10 protein-coding genes are annotated in these 14743 nt (G+C 66.6%); 4 read left to right on the plus strand and 6 right to left on the minus strand.

The features are described from left to right. Nucleotides 1-864 (minus strand): hypothetical protein, encoded by an 864-nt coding sequence (locus V3C40_RS13330; RefSeq protein WP_331777675.1) that lies wholly within the window; start codon nucleotides 862-864, stop codon nucleotides 1-3. Between the two features lie 61 nt (nucleotides 865-925). Beyond that, complete coding sequence (locus tag V3C40_RS13335; protein ID WP_034755039.1) at nucleotides 926-1135, minus strand: hypothetical protein; 210 nt, start codon at nucleotides 1133-1135, stop codon at nucleotides 926-928. Nucleotides 1136-1312: 177 nt separating this feature from the next. On the opposite strand from V3C40_RS13335, the gene V3C40_RS13340 reads away from it, so the two are divergent. Next, nucleotides 1313-1480 (plus strand): hypothetical protein, encoded by a 168-nt coding sequence (locus tag V3C40_RS13340; protein ID WP_166449232.1) that lies wholly within the window; start codon nucleotides 1313-1315, stop codon nucleotides 1478-1480. A 4-nt stretch (nucleotides 1481-1484) separates the two neighbouring features. Here V3C40_RS13340 and V3C40_RS13345 read toward each other — a convergent pair whose 3' ends face one another. The 3 genes from V3C40_RS13345 to V3C40_RS13355 form a co-directional block, all read right to left on the minus strand. After that, the gene (locus V3C40_RS13345; RefSeq protein WP_331777676.1) at nucleotides 1485-5243 is read right to left on the minus strand and encodes an AAA family ATPase; all 3759 of its coding nucleotides are present in this window, start codon (nucleotides 5241-5243) and stop codon (nucleotides 1485-1487) included. Between the two features lie 16 nt (nucleotides 5244-5259). Further along, nucleotides 5260-6486, minus strand: coding sequence for an exonuclease SbcCD subunit D C-terminal domain-containing protein (locus tag V3C40_RS13350; RefSeq protein ID WP_331777677.1), 1227 nt, complete (start codon nucleotides 6484-6486; stop codon nucleotides 5260-5262). Between the two features lie 142 nt (nucleotides 6487-6628). Then, complete coding sequence (locus tag V3C40_RS13355; protein ID WP_331777678.1) at nucleotides 6629-9649, minus strand: PAS domain-containing protein; 3021 nt, start codon at nucleotides 9647-9649, stop codon at nucleotides 6629-6631. Between the two features lie 282 nt (nucleotides 9650-9931). On the opposite strand from V3C40_RS13355, the gene V3C40_RS13360 reads away from it, so the two are divergent. Continuing rightward, nucleotides 9932-10303, plus strand: a complete 372-nt coding sequence (locus tag V3C40_RS13360; protein WP_034755042.1) for a YajD family HNH nuclease — start codon at nucleotides 9932-9934, stop codon at nucleotides 10301-10303. Nucleotides 10304-10323: 20 nt separating this feature from the next. Continuing rightward, nucleotides 10324-10992, plus strand: a complete 669-nt coding sequence (locus V3C40_RS13365; RefSeq protein WP_331777679.1) for a response regulator — start codon at nucleotides 10324-10326, stop codon at nucleotides 10990-10992. A 63-nt stretch (nucleotides 10993-11055) separates the two neighbouring features. Here V3C40_RS13365 and V3C40_RS13370 read toward each other — a convergent pair whose 3' ends face one another. Beyond that, nucleotides 11056-13209 (minus strand): TonB-dependent receptor domain-containing protein, encoded by a 2154-nt coding sequence (locus tag V3C40_RS13370; RefSeq protein WP_331777680.1) that lies wholly within the window; start codon nucleotides 13207-13209, stop codon nucleotides 11056-11058. A 169-nt stretch (nucleotides 13210-13378) separates the two neighbouring features. Here V3C40_RS13370 and V3C40_RS13375 point away from each other — a divergent pair, with 169 nt between their 5' ends. Next, nucleotides 13379-14734: a sensor histidine kinase gene (locus V3C40_RS13375; protein ID WP_331777681.1), complete on the plus strand. Its 1356-nt coding sequence runs from the start codon at nucleotides 13379-13381 to the stop codon at nucleotides 14732-14734. Nucleotides 14735-14743: the final 9 nt, after the last annotated feature.

Genomic DNA, 14743 nt, shown 5'->3' on the forward strand with positions numbered 1-14743 from the left:
TTATACGTTGCTGGCCGTGCCGTCTGTGCTGCCGGCGCTGTCCGTCCCATAGGCAAGCGCCAGCGCGCGGGCGCGCGCCTGCTCTTCCGGCGTGGCTTCCACGATTTTCTTGCCGGCGTCGGCCACCGCGTCCGGCTGCACCAGCTTGAGCAAACGTAAGCTCAGGCTGCCCGCCAGGTCGCCATCGTTGCCCCTGGCGCTGGCGCTGGCGCCGTCGGACAGGCCCTGATAGAGATTGCTTTGCAATTGCTGGCCCAGCAGCTTGAACAGGTCGTGCAGATTGCCGGCGAAATGCGTGTCGGGCAATTCCTTGGCGGGCAGGGCGCCGTCATCGGATGCCGGGGCTTCCGGCGTTTCGCTTTGGGTGTGCTCAAGCACGCCCGCGCTGATGTTCGATTGATATTGCACTTCCACTTCGAAGTCGAAGGTCTGGCCGTCGGCCGTCGTGATCTTGCCCTTGCCGATGAAATGCGCGTTTTCATCGAGGCTGAAGGCGGCCGCGCGGCTGCTGCCATTGGGGCCCGAGACGCTGGCGCCGCCGCTGCTGAAACTGGCTCCCGCCTGCAGATCGACGGAATCGAAGGCAACGGTGGCGCCGTCGCCGAACAGCTGGCGCGTCATGTTGCTCAGAAAATCCTGCGCCACGTCGACGGTGGCGTTGCCCAGCGCATCGGTCCGTTGCGAGAGCCCCTTGGCCGACAGGTCCAGGCCATTCTTCGACAGGGCCACGACGTCTTGCGCCGTGCGCTGCATCAGGGGTGAGCCGGCCAGGCCCGTGGCGCCGTTGCCCGTGCGGGACGGCTGCTGGCCAGCCAGCGTATTCGAGGCGGGTTGACGGCTGGCGAGGGCGGGAAGCTGGGACATGGCGGTTTCTCAATGAGCGAAGTACCGTTATTAACGGCGTTCTACGCCCATTCTTTAACCATTAGTGGTGGTGTGACCAGCTACCGTCCGCCGATTCCAGGTAGGACTTGACGGCATCGGCCTGGCCTGTGGCGTGGCGCTTGAGTTCGCCGCATGCGCAAATGCCCTGGTACGGCTGGATATGCGAGCAGGCGGAGACTTTTTGCAGGTAGACCTGCATGGATTTGTGACATTTGACGCACTTGAAGGTGAGGCTGCGGGCGGCTTTCATGGGGTTCCTTGAACTGTTGCGGGGCGCAGGCGGTAGCTGCGCGAAGGGGGCGATTTTAACTCACTCCGCCTGCCGTTACATACTGTTGCAACTGCGCCACGCTGAAGTCAACTGAATCCGGTCTATCACGTTGAGACACTACGGAGGCCATCTGGCATCCATTGACGAGGTAGCACCATGGACAAGCATGACAAGGAAAAGCCTGCACAGCCCGCCAAGGAGCTGGTCAGGAAGTGGCTGAAAGCGGAGCTGGAACAGCGCCGGCCGCCGCCCGACCCCGAGCAGATCCGCCGCGAACTGGGCTGGGATATGCTCAGGCTGTGCCGGGAGCCGGCCAGCCGTTAGCGACCTAACGTACGGTCACCACGCTCTTACCGCCGGACCCCGGCTGCACGAGGATGCGGGTGGCGATGCGCTCCGTCATTTCCTGTACGTGCGAGATCACGCCCACCTTGCGGCCCATCGCTTGCAAGCCGTCGAGCGCATCCATGGCCACGCGCAGGGTTTCCGTGTCCAGGCTACCGAAGCCCTCGTCGATGAACAGCGATTCCACGCGCACGCGGTTCGATGACAGCGAGGCCAGGCCCAGCGCCAGGGCCAGCGAGACGAGGAACGATTCGCCGCCCGACAGCGAGTGCACGGAGCGCAGCTCGCCGCCCATGTCCTGGTCGCGCACCATCAGGCCCAGCGATGGATTGTTCGGGTTGTCGATGCGTTCCAGCTGGTAGCGGCGCGCCAGGTGGTTCAGGTGCGCGTTGGCATAGCCGAGCAGCACTTCCAGGGTGAATTGCTGCGCGTAGTTGCGGAATTTCTTGCCGTCGGCCGAGCCGATCAATTCATTCAGGCTGGCCCAGCGCCGCTCGATGACGGCTTGCGCCTCGATTTGCGCCAGCATCGCTTGCGCGCTGTGGCGCCGGGCGTCGTCCTGCGCGATGGCCAGGCGCAAGCGCGTCGCTTCCTCGTTGGCCGCCTGGCGTTCCTGCAGCAGGGCGCCGAGCGCCGCCTGCAGCGCGGCCACGTCCATTTCCAGCGCTTCGGGCGGCTGCTGCACATGCGCGGCCAGCTGCTGCCGGCGTTCGGCCAGCACGGAAACGGCTGCCGTGTGGCGGTCGGCGATCACTTGCAGGGCGTCGCGTTCGGCGCGCATGGCGTCCGGCGCGATGGCCAGTCGCGCGCGCAAGCCGGCCATGTCGGCGGGAGCTTGGGCCGGATGGGCTTCCTGGAACTGGCGCAGCCAGTCGTGCAGGGCGGCGGCGGCGCCGTGTTCCTGTTCGCGCAAGGCGGCCAGGCGCCGCGACAACTGCGCGCATGCTTCGTCGAGGCGCGTGCGTTGCTGGCTGGCCGACTGCGCCGCCGTTTGCTGCCGCGCCAGCTGTTCTTTGGACTGCGCGATGGCCGCTGCCAGGCTGCGCTCGACCTCGGCCACGCTCTGGCCCTGCCATAGCGCGTGGCGCTGCGCTTGCAGTGCCGTTCGCTGTTTGTCGGCGGCGGCAAAGACGGCATGGGCTTCCTGCGCCGTGTGCCGCGCCTTGCCGGCGGCCAGCAGCGCCGCTTCCAGTTGCGCGGCCAGGGTCGCCAGTGCGTGGCCGCGCTTGTCCTGGTCCGCCTGCTGTTTCAGCCATTGCCGGCTTTCCGATTCACGCGCCGCGCGGAAGTCGGCCGGGCCGGCGCGCCAGCTGTCTTTCCAGTCCTCGGCGCCGTCGGCGTCGGCAAAGGCGCCATCGAGCTGCGCCAGCAAGGCATCGAGCGTGGCGCGCGCCGTCTCGCCCTTGTCGGCGTTGCCCGCTTGCTGCGCCTGCAGCTGCACCAGCTGCGCTTGCGCCTCGGCGACGGTGCTGGTGCAGCGCGCGTGCTCGCTGGATGCCAGTTCGTGCGCCGCCTGCGCCTGCTCGCGCCGCGCGCTGGCCTGGCGCAGCACCGTTTCCTGCTGCGCCAGCGCCTGCAAGCCTGCCGCATTGGCCGCCAATTGCTGCGTGAACCAGTCCGCGCGCTCGTCTACCGGCGGCAGCTGCAGGGTGTCCGCGTGCGGCTGCCATTGCGCATTCAGGCCGTCGATGATGGACGGCAGTGCCGATAGTTCTTCCGCCGTTTGCGCCTGTTCGCGCATATGGGCGGCCAGTGCCGCCTTGTGCGTGGCCAGCCGTTCCAGATTGCCGCGCGCCTGCGTGCGGCAGGCCAGCACGTCATCCTGCAAGCTGGCCAGCATCGCCTGCAAGGCGTCGTCGGCGTGGCTGTACGGGTGTTCCAGCGCGCCGCAGACGGGGCAGGGTAGGTCATCCTGCAAATTGGCCCGCAGCTGCTCGACGCTGGCCGCGCATGCCGCTTCGGCGCCCTTCAAGGATTTTTCCGCCTGCGCCAGGCGTGCTTCCAGCAGCGCCGTTTGCGCCGCTTCCGCCGCCAATGCCGTGCTTTCCGTTTGCGCGGCCTGCGCCAGCTGGGCCGCCTTCGCTTGCCAGTGCGCCAGCGCCTGCCGCTGGCGTGCCAGTTCGCTCCAGGTTTTTTCCGCGCTGGTCAAGATGCGCGCGTGTGCCTCCAGCTGGCCGCGCTGTTCCTGCAGCCCCAGGCCATCGATGGCTTGCACGGCCGCCAGCGCCTCGCGCCGTTCGGCATCGCGCAGCGCCAGTTCGGCAGCGGCGCTGGCCAGCGCATCTTGCGCCGCCTGCGTGGTGTCAAGGGCCTGGCGCACCTGCCGCGCCGATGCGGCCATGCTGGCGTCGGCCGCATCGGCTTGCGCGGCCGCTTGCCCGGCCTGGGTAAACAATTGATCCCATAATTGCCACGATTGCGCCAGCGCCTGCCACTGCTGGTGCGATGCCAGCCACTGACTGCCCGCTTCCTGTTCCGCCTGCGCGGTCTGCTGGCGCTGCTGCAGCGTGTGCAGCGCGGCGCGCGCAGCCTCGTTGGCCTGGTCGGCACCTTGCGCCGCTTGCTTTGCCTGCTCATGCGCGGGCAGCTGGGCCAGGATACCGGCATCGAGCGCCTTGGCCTGGTCGAGCAGGGGCGCCGCATCGTGTTGCGCCGCTTCCCTGGCCTGCAAGGCCGCTGCCGCCAGTTGTACTGCCTGCGCCAGTTGCGTTTCGCTGGCCTCGGCCTGCGCCGCCTGCGCGCGCGACGCTTCCAAGGCCGCGCCCGTGCTGGCGATGTCGTTCGCCAGACGCGCCACGTCGTCGATCAGGGGCCGCGCCGGCTGCAGCAATTCCCACTGCGCCAGCGCCGCACGGCGTTCTTCGGCGGCGGCCCGTTCGGCATCCGCGCCATCGAGCGCCTCTTGCGCCGCCGCCACCTGGGCTTGCAGCTTGTGCGTCTCCTGGTGCCAGCGCTGCTGCAGTTCCAGCACGGCCTTGCGCAAGTCGATGGTGTGCAGGGTGGTGTCGGCCGCGCTGCACAGCGTTTCGGTATCGGCCCGTTCTTCCGGCGACAGGGGACGCTGGTCGGCCAGTTTTTCGCCCAGGCGTTCGAGGACCTGTTTTTCCTTTTTCGCCCGCTCGAAGGCGCGCATGGAGATATCCGTATAGATGCTGCTGCCCGTCAGGGTTTCGAGCAACTCGCCCCGTTCATTGTCTTCCGTCTTGAGGAAGGTGGAAAACTCGTTCTGCGCGAGCAGCACGGCGCGCGTAAACTGGTCGAACGACAGGCCGATGCGCTTTTCGATCTCTTCCTTGACTTCCGTCTTGGTACCGCCGATGGGTTGCAGCGCGGGCAGCTGGTGCAAGCTCATGGCGGTGGCCTGCAGCGCGCCTTCCGCCTTGGTGCGCGAGCGGCGCACGCTCCAGCGCGCGCGGTAGCTTGCGCCATCGTTGCCGACGAAGTCCACTTGCGCGTAACCGTCGGGCGTGCCGCGCCGCAGCAGGGTGCGCGTATCCTGGGCATTGACGGTTTCCTTGCCCACGTCGGGCAGGGCGCTGCCCCGTCCCAGCACTTTCAGCAAACGCGGCGTGGCGTCGTACAGGGCCAGGCACAGGGCATCGAGCAAGGTGCTCTTGCCCGCGCCCGTGGGGCCGCTGATGGCGAACAGGCCGGAAGACGCCAGCGGCTCCTGCTGGAAGTCGACTTCAAATTCGCCGGCCAGCGAGGCCAGGTTCTTGCCGCTGATGTTCAGTATTTTCATGGTTCTTCAGTTGCGCTCACGCGCCGGGCAGCAGCAGTTCGGCCAGGGCCGACAGTTGTTCGGGGGGCGCTTCCTTGCCGTATTTTTGCAGGTACAGGCGGCGGAAGATGTCGTCGGGCTGCAGCTGTGCCAACTGGTCGAGCGTCAGGTTCTCGGGCGCGCTGCTGCGTGCCGCGCTCGACGTTTCGATCTTCGCCAGGCGCACGTGCTTGCCGTCGAGCGCCGTTTCGATGCGCGTGCGCAGGCCCGGTTCCGGCGCATCGAGGCGCACGCGTACTTCCAGGAAGGGCTGCGCTTCCGCTGGCGCCGCAGGCACGTCGAGGGCGGCCAGCTGCACCAGCACTTCGTTGATGGGCGCCGGCGTGGCGGGCACGCGCAGCAAGGGCACGGCGCGCGGCACTTCGATGACGCGCACCTCAGTCAACTGCTCGCCATCGATATCGAGGCACAGCACCTGATGCCGATAATTCACCTCCGCGAACGACAGGGGAATCGGGCTGCCGCAGTAGCGGATGTGCTCCTGACCGCCCACGGCCTGCGCCTTGTGCAGATGGCCCAGCGCCGCATAGGCGATGGCGGTATCGAAGATCCCCGACGGCAGCATTTCCGTGCCGCCGATGACGATGCGGCGCTCGGAGTCGTTCGACATTTCGCCACCCACCATGTGGCAGTGGCCCATGGCGACGATGGCTTGCCCGGGCTGGCGGCGCGCCAGCGCCAGGTCCGCCAGTTGGCGGTACAGCAGGGCGATGCCACCCAGGTAGGCGTCCTGCGTGTCGCCGGCCGGCAGTTTCGGCACGTCGCCGGGACGCAAAAAGGGCACGGCCAGGCACCAGGCCTGCACTTGCCCGTCGCCGCCGGCGAGCGGCAGCAGCAGGCGTTCCAGGTCGATATTGCCTGCCTCGTCGCGCAGCAGATGGCCGATTACGTGGGTGCCATGCGCGGCCAGCAGGGGGCCGGGCGCTTCGAGCCGTCCCGCCGAATCGTGGTTGCCGGCCACGACGACCAGTTGCAGCGCGGGCAGGCGCGCGCGCGCCTGTTGCAGGAAGACATATAACTGCTTTTGCGAGGCGGCCGACGGGTTGGCGTTGTCGAATACGTCGCCCGCCACCAGCAGCACGTCGACTTGCTCCGTCACGAGCGTGTCGAGCAGCCAGTCGAGGAAGCGCTGGTGTTCGTAGCCCCTTTCAAAATTGTGCAGGGTCTGGCCCAGATGCCAGTCGGAAGTGTGCAGCAGGCGCATGGTGTGGCAACGGTAGGGAGGACAGGCGCCAATATAGCAGGAATGATAGGGGTCAGACCCGTTGGGGGCATGTTTCCTGGTAGGGAACTTGCCGATCGCGAAGCGACTGACCCCAGCCTTCAGTTGGGCTTGCCCTCAGCCATCAAGCCGTCAATGCGCCAGCTCTGTATGTATTGCGTCCATCCTGCTTGGCCTTGTACAGCAGCACGTCGGCGCGCTGCAGCAGCACGGCGGGGGAAATGTCTTCGTCGCGGTAGAAGGCCAGGCCGATGCTGGCGGAAATGCGCACGGTGATGCCGTCGAGTTCGAACGGCTGCTGCATGGCGGCGACGATTTTTTCCGCCAGCACGGCCGCGTCGTCGGGGCGGGTGATCTGTTCCATGATGATGGTGAATTCATCGCCGCCCAGGCGGGCGATGATGTCGGTGGCGCGCATGGTGTGCGTCAGGCGCTGGGCGAAGGCGCGCAGCAGGGCGTCGCCGGTGCCGTGGCCGTGCGTGTCGTTGACGGGCTTGAAGCGGTCGATATCCATGTACATGACGGCCATCAGGTGCTGCTGCTGGCGGCTCGCGTGCATGGCGTCGCTGAGTTTTTGCTGGAAGCCGGCGCGGTTCGACAGGCCTGTGAGCGCATCGACCTGGGCCAGCTTCAGCAGGCGCTGTTTTTCGCGCTTTTGCACGGTGATATCTTGGCGCATCACGTGAAAGCCCACCACCTGCAGCTTGTCTTCGCCGATCTGCGGGATGTAGATCACTTCCAGGCAGCGCTCGATGCCTTCCTTCTCGTCTTCTTCCTCGAAGCTCAGGGTTTCGCCGGCCAGCACTCTTTCGATATACGGCGCCACCGTGCGGTAGCGCGCTTCGCCCACCGTGTCGCGCACGCGCTTGCCCAGCGCCTGGCGGCCCGTCAGGCCGAATTCGCGTTCATAGGCGATGTTCAGGAAGCGGTAGACCTGGTCGGCGTCGATGTAGGCGATCATGGCTGGCAAGGTGTCGGCGATGGTGCGCAGGCGCGCTTCGCTTTCCAGCAGCGCCACTTCCGATTCGCGCAAGGTGGTGATGTCGTCCAGGGTTCCCACGTAGCCTTCGATCTTGCCGTCGATGAGGATGGGGGCAATTTTGACGGAGACCCAGACCAGCCGGCCGTCGCGCTGCAGGCAGCGCAAGGTGGACTGGAATGGCGCATGGCTGCGCGTCAGCTGTTCCAGCGCCACGTGCATCAGCGGATAGTCGTCCGGGTGCAGGGCGCTGGTCCAGCCGGCGCCCAGGGCGGCCGCGCGCGGCAAGCCCGTGATCGATTCGAAGGTGCGGTTGACATAGGTGCAGCGGCGCTGGCGGTCCAGGCGCACGAGGCCCAGCGGCGAGGCGTCGTTGACGGCGGCCAGTTCGGCCTGTTTCTGGCGCAGTTCCAGCTCTTGCTGGCGGCGCTGCGAGATATCCTCGGCGATGCACAGGATATGTTCGATCTGCTGGCGCTCGTCGAACACGGGCACGGAGACGGCGCGCAGGTAGCGCAGGCTGCCGTCCGCCAGGCGCAGCGGCTTTTCCGTATGGTCGATGACGCCGTGCTCGGCGAGGATGGCGCGGTCGTCCTCGGCGTCGTGCAGGCCGAAGTCGGGCGGGAAGGCCTGGCAATCGGTCTTGCCGATGACGTCGGCGGCCAGGTGGCCGGTGATGTCCTCGGCCGCCTTGTTCCACACTTCCATCTGGCCGAAGTTTTCCGGCCGTGCGCTTTTCACGTAGACCAGCACGGGCAGATGGTCGATCAGCGACTGCAGGAAGCTGCGGTTGTCCTGCAGCGCCAGTTCGTCGTGCTTGCGCGCGCTGATGTCGCGCGAGGTGACGGCCACGCCGTCGGTGATCGGCACCACCTGGTGGCGCAGCCAGCGCGTGGCGCCCGAGGCCAGGGTCAGCTCGAATTCATCTTCCAGCGGCTGGCGCGTTTCCATCACCAGCACGAAGCGCTGGAAGAAACGCTCGCCGCGCAGCAGCGGCATGTGCTGCAGCACGCGCTGGCCCAGCAGTTCGGAGCGCGGCTTGCCCAGCATGTCGGCGGCCCGCTCGTTGATGTCGGCGAAAATGAAGTCTTCCACCGGTTTGCCCGGGGCGGGGCGCCAGGCTTTCAGCAGCAGCACCGAGTCGAGGCTGCCGTGGTGCGCCGCGCGCAGCAGCGCCTGCGTTTCCGTGGCCTGGCGGATGCTGCGGCGCAGGCGCGCGCTCTGGCGCATCAGCAGGGCCGTAAAGCCGGCAATGAGCACGCTGGCGGCGAGCAGCGCGCCCACATACAACAGGCGGCGGTGTTCAAAGCGGGCCAGGGCAACGGCGCGGCTCACGCCCACCACGGCCAGCAGCGGGTAGCGCGGCAGCTCGCGGTAGCTGTAGATGCGCGGCGTCGCGTCGACGGGCGGCTCGATCAGCAGTTCCTCGGGGGCGTGCCGCGGCGGACCCGGCATGCGGAAGTCGATGCGGTCGCTGAGGATCAATTGCTCGCCGATGCGGCCCACCGTCAGGCCGCTGTCGCGCGCCACCAGCATCAGCGCGCCATGCTCGTCGAGGTTCAGGCGGTCGTAGTCGTCGACAAAATACGTTGGGTCGACGTGGATGACGATGGCGCCGGCAAAGCGGCCCCGCGCATCGTTCAGGCGGCGCGCCAGGCGGATGGTCCAGCGCTTGCCGTCCGCGTCGAGCATCGGTGTGTCGACCAAAACCGTGTCGGATGCATTGGCGGCCAGCGCCCTGAAAAATGGCTGCGCGGCCAGGTTTTCCGGCAGATAGGCGTGGGCGCTGTCGATGACGTTGCCCTGCGCGTCGATGAGGGCGATCGGCAGTTCCAGCTTCGATGGCAGCACGCTGTCGAGCAGGCCCTGGCGGCGCGTGAATTCATTGAGGCGCAGGCCGCCGTCCGTTTCCTCGTATTTGAGCTTGAACAATTGCGTGGCATGGTCGGTCTGGCGCAGCGTGAAACTGGTATGGTCGGCCAGGGTACGCGCCAGCGACTGGCTCGCGGCCACGGCGTCGCGCACGGCGCTGGCCCGCTCTTGGCCCACCTGATAGTAGACGGCCGCCCACAGCGCCAGCAGCAGGATGAGCGCGAACAGGGGCACCAGACTGATGCGGTACAGGCGGCGGGCAAGGCGTTGCAGGGGTCTCGTTATCGCTATCACGGGCGCTTGCAGGCTAGATTCATGGAAAAAGGGAGGGGCGGCGTGGCGCGCATGATAGCCGAAATCGGCTGCCTTGCGCATAAGCCCGTCGCCGCCACGCCCATCGTCTGTTCGCGGTCTGTCGCTGGGCTTATTTTGCGTTAAATCAAGTATCTGTGGTGCCGCGCACGCTAAAAAAGGTGCGCCGGTGGCGACACGGGCTGGCGGCGTGGCAGAAAAAGTACAATTGCGCCCCCATCCTCATTAAAATGGATGCTTCTACCTCCCATATCGAAAGTTGTCATGCAGAGTAAAAAGCCCGATGCGGCACGGCTGGACAAGATCGTGGCCGAAGCGCGCCGCGCCGCCGACCAGCGCGAGAGCGGCTACCGCGAGCGCTCGCTGAAGATGTACCCGTGGGTCTGCGGCCGCTGCATGCGCGAATTTACGCGTGCCAACGTGCAGCAGCTGACCGTGCACCACCGCGACCACAACCACGACAACAATCCGCCCGATGGCAGCAACTGGGAACTGCTGTGCCTGTATTGCCACGACAATGAGCACTCGCGCTACCTGGAAGCGGACCGTGGCGCCGGCCTGCTGTCGGCCGAGGTGGCGCCGGCCACGCACAATCCGTTTGCCGCGCTGGCGGGCCTGATCAAGAAAAAGGACTGAGCGGGCCGCGCCGCTTCGCCATGCGCATCTTGCTGACCGAAGACGACCCGCAGCTGGGCCGCGCCACGCAGATCGGCCTGGAGCAGGGCGGCTATGCCGTCGACTGGGTCACGAGCGCCGAACACGCGCACACGGCCGTGCGCCTGCACGACTATGGCTGCATCCTGCTCGACCTGGGCTTGCCCGGGCAGGACGGCATGCAGGCGCTGGGCGTGTTGCGCGATAACGGCTACAGCGGCGCCGTGCTGGTCGTCACGGCGCGCGACACGGTGGGCGAGCGCATCGCCGGCCTCGACGCGGGCGCCGACGACTTCATCGTCAAACCGTTCGACCTCGACGAGCTGGCCGCGCGCATCCGCAGCGCCTGCCGCCGCGCCGCCGGCCGCCTGCGCGAGCACCTCGTGCACGGCGACCTCGTGGTCGATATCGCGGACCGGCAAGTGACGCAGGGAGGCTTGCCCGTGACCCTGACGGTGAAGGAATTTCGCATCCTGCAACTGCTGCTGGAACATGGCGGGCGCGTGCTGAGCCGGGAACAGCTGGAGAAAAACCTGTACAGCTGGGGCGGCGAAGTGGAAAGCAATGCCGTGCAAGTGCACATCCACCACCTGCGCAAGAAGCTGGGGCGGGACTTGATACGCACCGTGCATGCGATCGGTTATTGCATCGACAAGCCGAAAGCGGCCTGACAAAGAAAACGGGCCGCCCTGAGGCAGCCCGTTGTGCTCTATGGCTGGTCAGCCATCAACTCATCAGAAATCGACGGTGGCCGACAGCCACAGGCGGCGTCCGTCCAGGCTGTTGACATAGCGGTTGGCGTAGGTCAAGGTCGGCGCCGACGAACCACGGTACGGCTGGTAATCGATGAAGTCCTTGTTGAGCAGGTTGTACACGGCCGCGTTCAATGTCACGCGCTTGTTCAGCTGGTAGCTGGTGCCCAGGTGCAGCATGGTGTAGCCCTTGTAGTCGCCCAGCGCGGCCTTGGCGGCGCGCGTGGAAGCCGAGGTGCCCGGATCGCGGAAGCGCTCGCTGCGGTACTCGGCGCGCAGCCAGCCATTCCATTCGCGCGAGATATCCCACGAGAGGCGCGCATTGACGGCGTGCTTTGGCGTGTCGCTCAGCGGCTTGCCCGCGTTGCTGCCACTCTTCTGTTCGCTTTCCGTGTACGTGTAGTTGGCGCTGGCCGACAAGGTCTTGCCCAGCGGGAAGCGCGTGTTCAGCTCGACGCCGCGTGTGACGGCCTCATCCACGTTGACGGACTGGCCAAACGCATCGACGTTGGGCCAGTTGCCGAAGCTGACGCAGCCTGGACGGTTCGGCGACGGACGGTAGTCGCAGTTGACGAGACCGGTGCCCGTCGTGATCTTGTCCTTGAATTCGTTGTTGAACAGGGAGCCGCTGGCCGTCCAGCCGGCCAGGTTGTCGAAGTAGGCGCCGATTTCCGTCGTCGTGCTCGTTTCCGGCTTCAAGTCCGGGCTGCCGACGAGGGGGATCGTGCCCTGGCCGCCGAAACCGTTGATGCCTGGCGACAGTTGCTCCACGCGCGGCGTCTTGTAGCCCTTGCTGATGCCGCCTTTGACGGTCCAGCTCGGCGTCGCGTTCCACACGGCATACGCGCGGGGGCTGGTCTGGCCGCCGAAGATGCTGTGATCGTCATAACGGGCGCCGAAGGTCAGCGCGACGTTCTCCAGCACTTGCCATTCGTCTTCCACGAACAGGGCTTTTTGCGTGAATTCGAATTTCTTCGGCGCCACGCCGTCCGTCATTTCCGCCTTCCACCATTGCGCGCCGACGGTCGCCATGTGCTTGCCTAATGGCATGACCAGCTTGGTGTCGAACACCTGGCTTTCCACTTCCAGCGTGCGTGCGCTGCCGGCCACGGCGCCGGGCGTGCCTGGCGGAATCGTGCGGCCCAGGGTCTCCGTCTTGTTCACCATGTAGCTGCTGTCCAGGGTGCCGAAGCCGAAGCGGCCCGTGTGCGACAGGGTCCACTGGTCGCGGTTGTATTTCTGCTCGGGACCGTAGCCGCCCTGCAAGCCCAGGGTGCCCAGCTGTTTCTTCGAATTGTCGTAGGTCTGGCGGCCTGCGTCCGCGTCGAGGATGACGGTGTGGTAGCGGTTCGGCGTGAAGGCCAGGCGCGCGCCAAAGTTTTCAATGTCCGCGCGCACGGGGTTGGCGCCCATGTTCGGCACGACTTCCGTACCGGTACCGTCGTTGTAGCGGATGTCGGCCGCATCGCGGCGCTGCTTGCTGCCGCGCAGGGACAGGCCCAGCAGGTCGGTGGCGATGGGGCCGCTCAGGTAGAAGCGGCCGGCCTTGACGTCGCCGAAGTCCGATTCCTGCTGCACGGTGTAGTCGGCCGAGACGGAGCCCATCCACTGCTTGCCCACCTTGCGCGTGATGATGTTGATCACGCCGCCCATGGCGTCCGAGCCGTACAGGGTCGACATGGGGCCGCGGATGATCTCGATGCGCTCGATGGCGGCCAGCGGCGGCATGAAGCTCGTCTGCGTGCCGCCGAAGCCGTTCGGCGTGACGTTGCCGGCCGCGTTCTGGCGGCGCCCGTCAATCAGCACCAAGGTGTAGTCGCTGGGCATGCCGCGGATGCTGATGTTCATGCCACCCGTCTTGTCGCCCGCCGCGCCCACGTCGATGCCTTCCACGCTTTCCAGCGCCTGCGTCAGGTTGCCGAAGCGTTCCTTCGACAGTTCCTGGCGCGTCAGCACCGTGATCGAGGCGGGCGCCTGCTTGATGTCCTGCTCGAAACCGGAAGCGGAGACCACCACTTCCGGCATGCTGGCAGGCGCGCCCGTCTGGGCGTGCGCCGGCAGGCAGGACAGGGCGGCCACGGCCAGGGCCAGGGTGGTGGGACGCGGCAGGGGCGCGCGGCGGGTGCTGTTGGACATGCAAACTCCTGATGGTGGATGAGTTATTGGTGTGTGTTGCTGTGCAAGCTAATGGGAATCATTGAGGCAATAAGAATCATTTACAATTGCGGACATGGCATCCCAAAAAATATTTCGCTCCGGATCTTGCGCAGAAGTTCTTAAGAGATTCTTAACGGCTGGCGGCGGCGTGAAAACCTGGTCCTTGCGGCGCACCCTGCTGGCCGTGCTGCTGGGCCTGACTCTGGCCCTGTGGGTGGGCAGCGCCGCCATCGTGTACGTGGAAGCGCGCCGTGAAAGCCAGGAATTGTTCGACCAGTCGCTGATCGAGACGGGTCATCTGCTGCTGTCGCTGGTGGAAAAGGATGCGCGCAAACACGGCTTGACGGGGCCGATCGACGTGCCGCTGCGCGGCCATCCGAATCCCCATCAGTATTTGCTGTTCAAGGTGCGCGACGCGCAGCAGCGCGTGCTGTACCGCAATGACGCGGCGTCCGATATCGCCCTGTCGCGCAGCGCGCCGGACGGCCTGTCCTGGACCAGCATCGGCGGCCAGCGCTGGCGGTTGTTTTCGCTGTGGGACCCGCAGCGCACTTTGCAACTGCTGGTGGCCGAGCCGACCAGCCACCGCGACGACATCAGCCGCGGCTTCTTTTACCGCATCGCGCTGTTCGGCCTGCTGCTGGTGGCGCTGGCCACGATCGCCATCTGGTGGAGCATCCACCGCGTGTTTCGCGTGCTGCAGGCGTCGGCCGATGAAGTGTCGGCGCGCACGCCCGATGAACTGGCCGACGTCAGGCTGGCGGGCGCGCCCGCCGAACTGCATCCGCTGCTGCTGGAAATAAACCGCCTGTTCGGCAGGGTGCGGCAAAGCCGCGACAACGAGCAGCGCTTCACGGCCGATGCGGCGCACGAGCTGCGCACGCCGCTGGCCGCCATCAAGACCAATCTGCAAGTGCTGCAGCGGGCCCGCAGCGCGGACGAACGCGAGGAATTCATCGCCGCCCTAGGCGCCAGCGTGGAGCGCGCCACGCGCCTCGTCAACCAGTTGCTGGCGCTGGCGCAGCTCGATCCGCAGTCGCAGGCGCAGGATACTGTACTGGCGCTGGCGCCGGGCGACCTGGCGCACCTGCTGGCGCAGCAGGGCGCCCAATGGAAGGCGCTGGCCGCGCCGTACGGACTGTCGCTGAGCGTGAACATGGCGCCGGCGCCGTGCGCGCTGCATGCGGACAGCCTGCAGCTGCTGCTGCGTAACCTGGTCGAGAATGCGCTGCGCTATACGCCTGCGCCGGGCTTTGTGGCCGTCAGCTGCGGCGTGGAAGCGGGGCGCAGCTATGTGCGCGTGGCTGACACGGGGCCCGGCATCGCCGAAGATCTGCATGAGCGCGTGTTCGAACGCTTCGTGCGCCTTGGGAGCACAGCGCTGCCCGGCAGCGGCCTGGGACTGTCCATCGTGCGCCGCATCGCCGAACGGCATGGCGCGTACATCATCCTTGGCGAAGGGCTGCAGGGCAGGGGGCTGGCGGTGACGGTCGTGTTTCCATGACGGCCCCGC

The sequence above is a fragment of the Janthinobacterium sp. LS2A genome, assembly GCF_036543145.1.
GTDB lineage: Bacteria > Pseudomonadota > Gammaproteobacteria > Burkholderiales > Burkholderiaceae_D > Janthinobacterium > Janthinobacterium aestuarii.

Excerpts from the sequence above, each read along its gene's own strand:
- V3C40_RS13350 (WP_331777677.1), bottom strand. The coding sequence starts at position 6,486 with ATGCGCCTGCTGCACACTTCCGACTGGCATCTGGGCCAGACCCTGCAC.
- V3C40_RS13365 (WP_331777679.1), top strand. The coding sequence starts at position 10,324 with ATGCGCATCTTGCTGACCGAAGACGACCCGCAGCTGGGCCGCGCCACG.
- V3C40_RS13335 (WP_034755039.1), bottom strand. The coding sequence starts at position 1,135 with ATGAAAGCCGCCCGCAGCCTCACCTTCAAGTGCGTCAAATGTCACAAA.
- V3C40_RS13370 (WP_331777680.1), bottom strand. The coding sequence starts at position 13,209 with ATGTCCAACAGCACCCGCCGCGCGCCCCTGCCGCGTCCCACCACCCTG.
- V3C40_RS13360 (WP_034755042.1), top strand. The coding sequence starts at position 9,932 with ATGCAGAGTAAAAAGCCCGATGCGGCACGGCTGGACAAGATCGTGGCC.
- V3C40_RS13340 (WP_166449232.1), top strand. The coding sequence starts at position 1,313 with ATGGACAAGCATGACAAGGAAAAGCCTGCACAGCCCGCCAAGGAGCTG.
- V3C40_RS13330 (WP_331777675.1), bottom strand. The coding sequence starts at position 864 with ATGTCCCAGCTTCCCGCCCTCGCCAGCCGTCAACCCGCCTCGAATACG.
- V3C40_RS13345 (WP_331777676.1), bottom strand. The coding sequence starts at position 5,243 with ATGAAAATACTGAACATCAGCGGCAAGAACCTGGCCTCGCTGGCCGGC.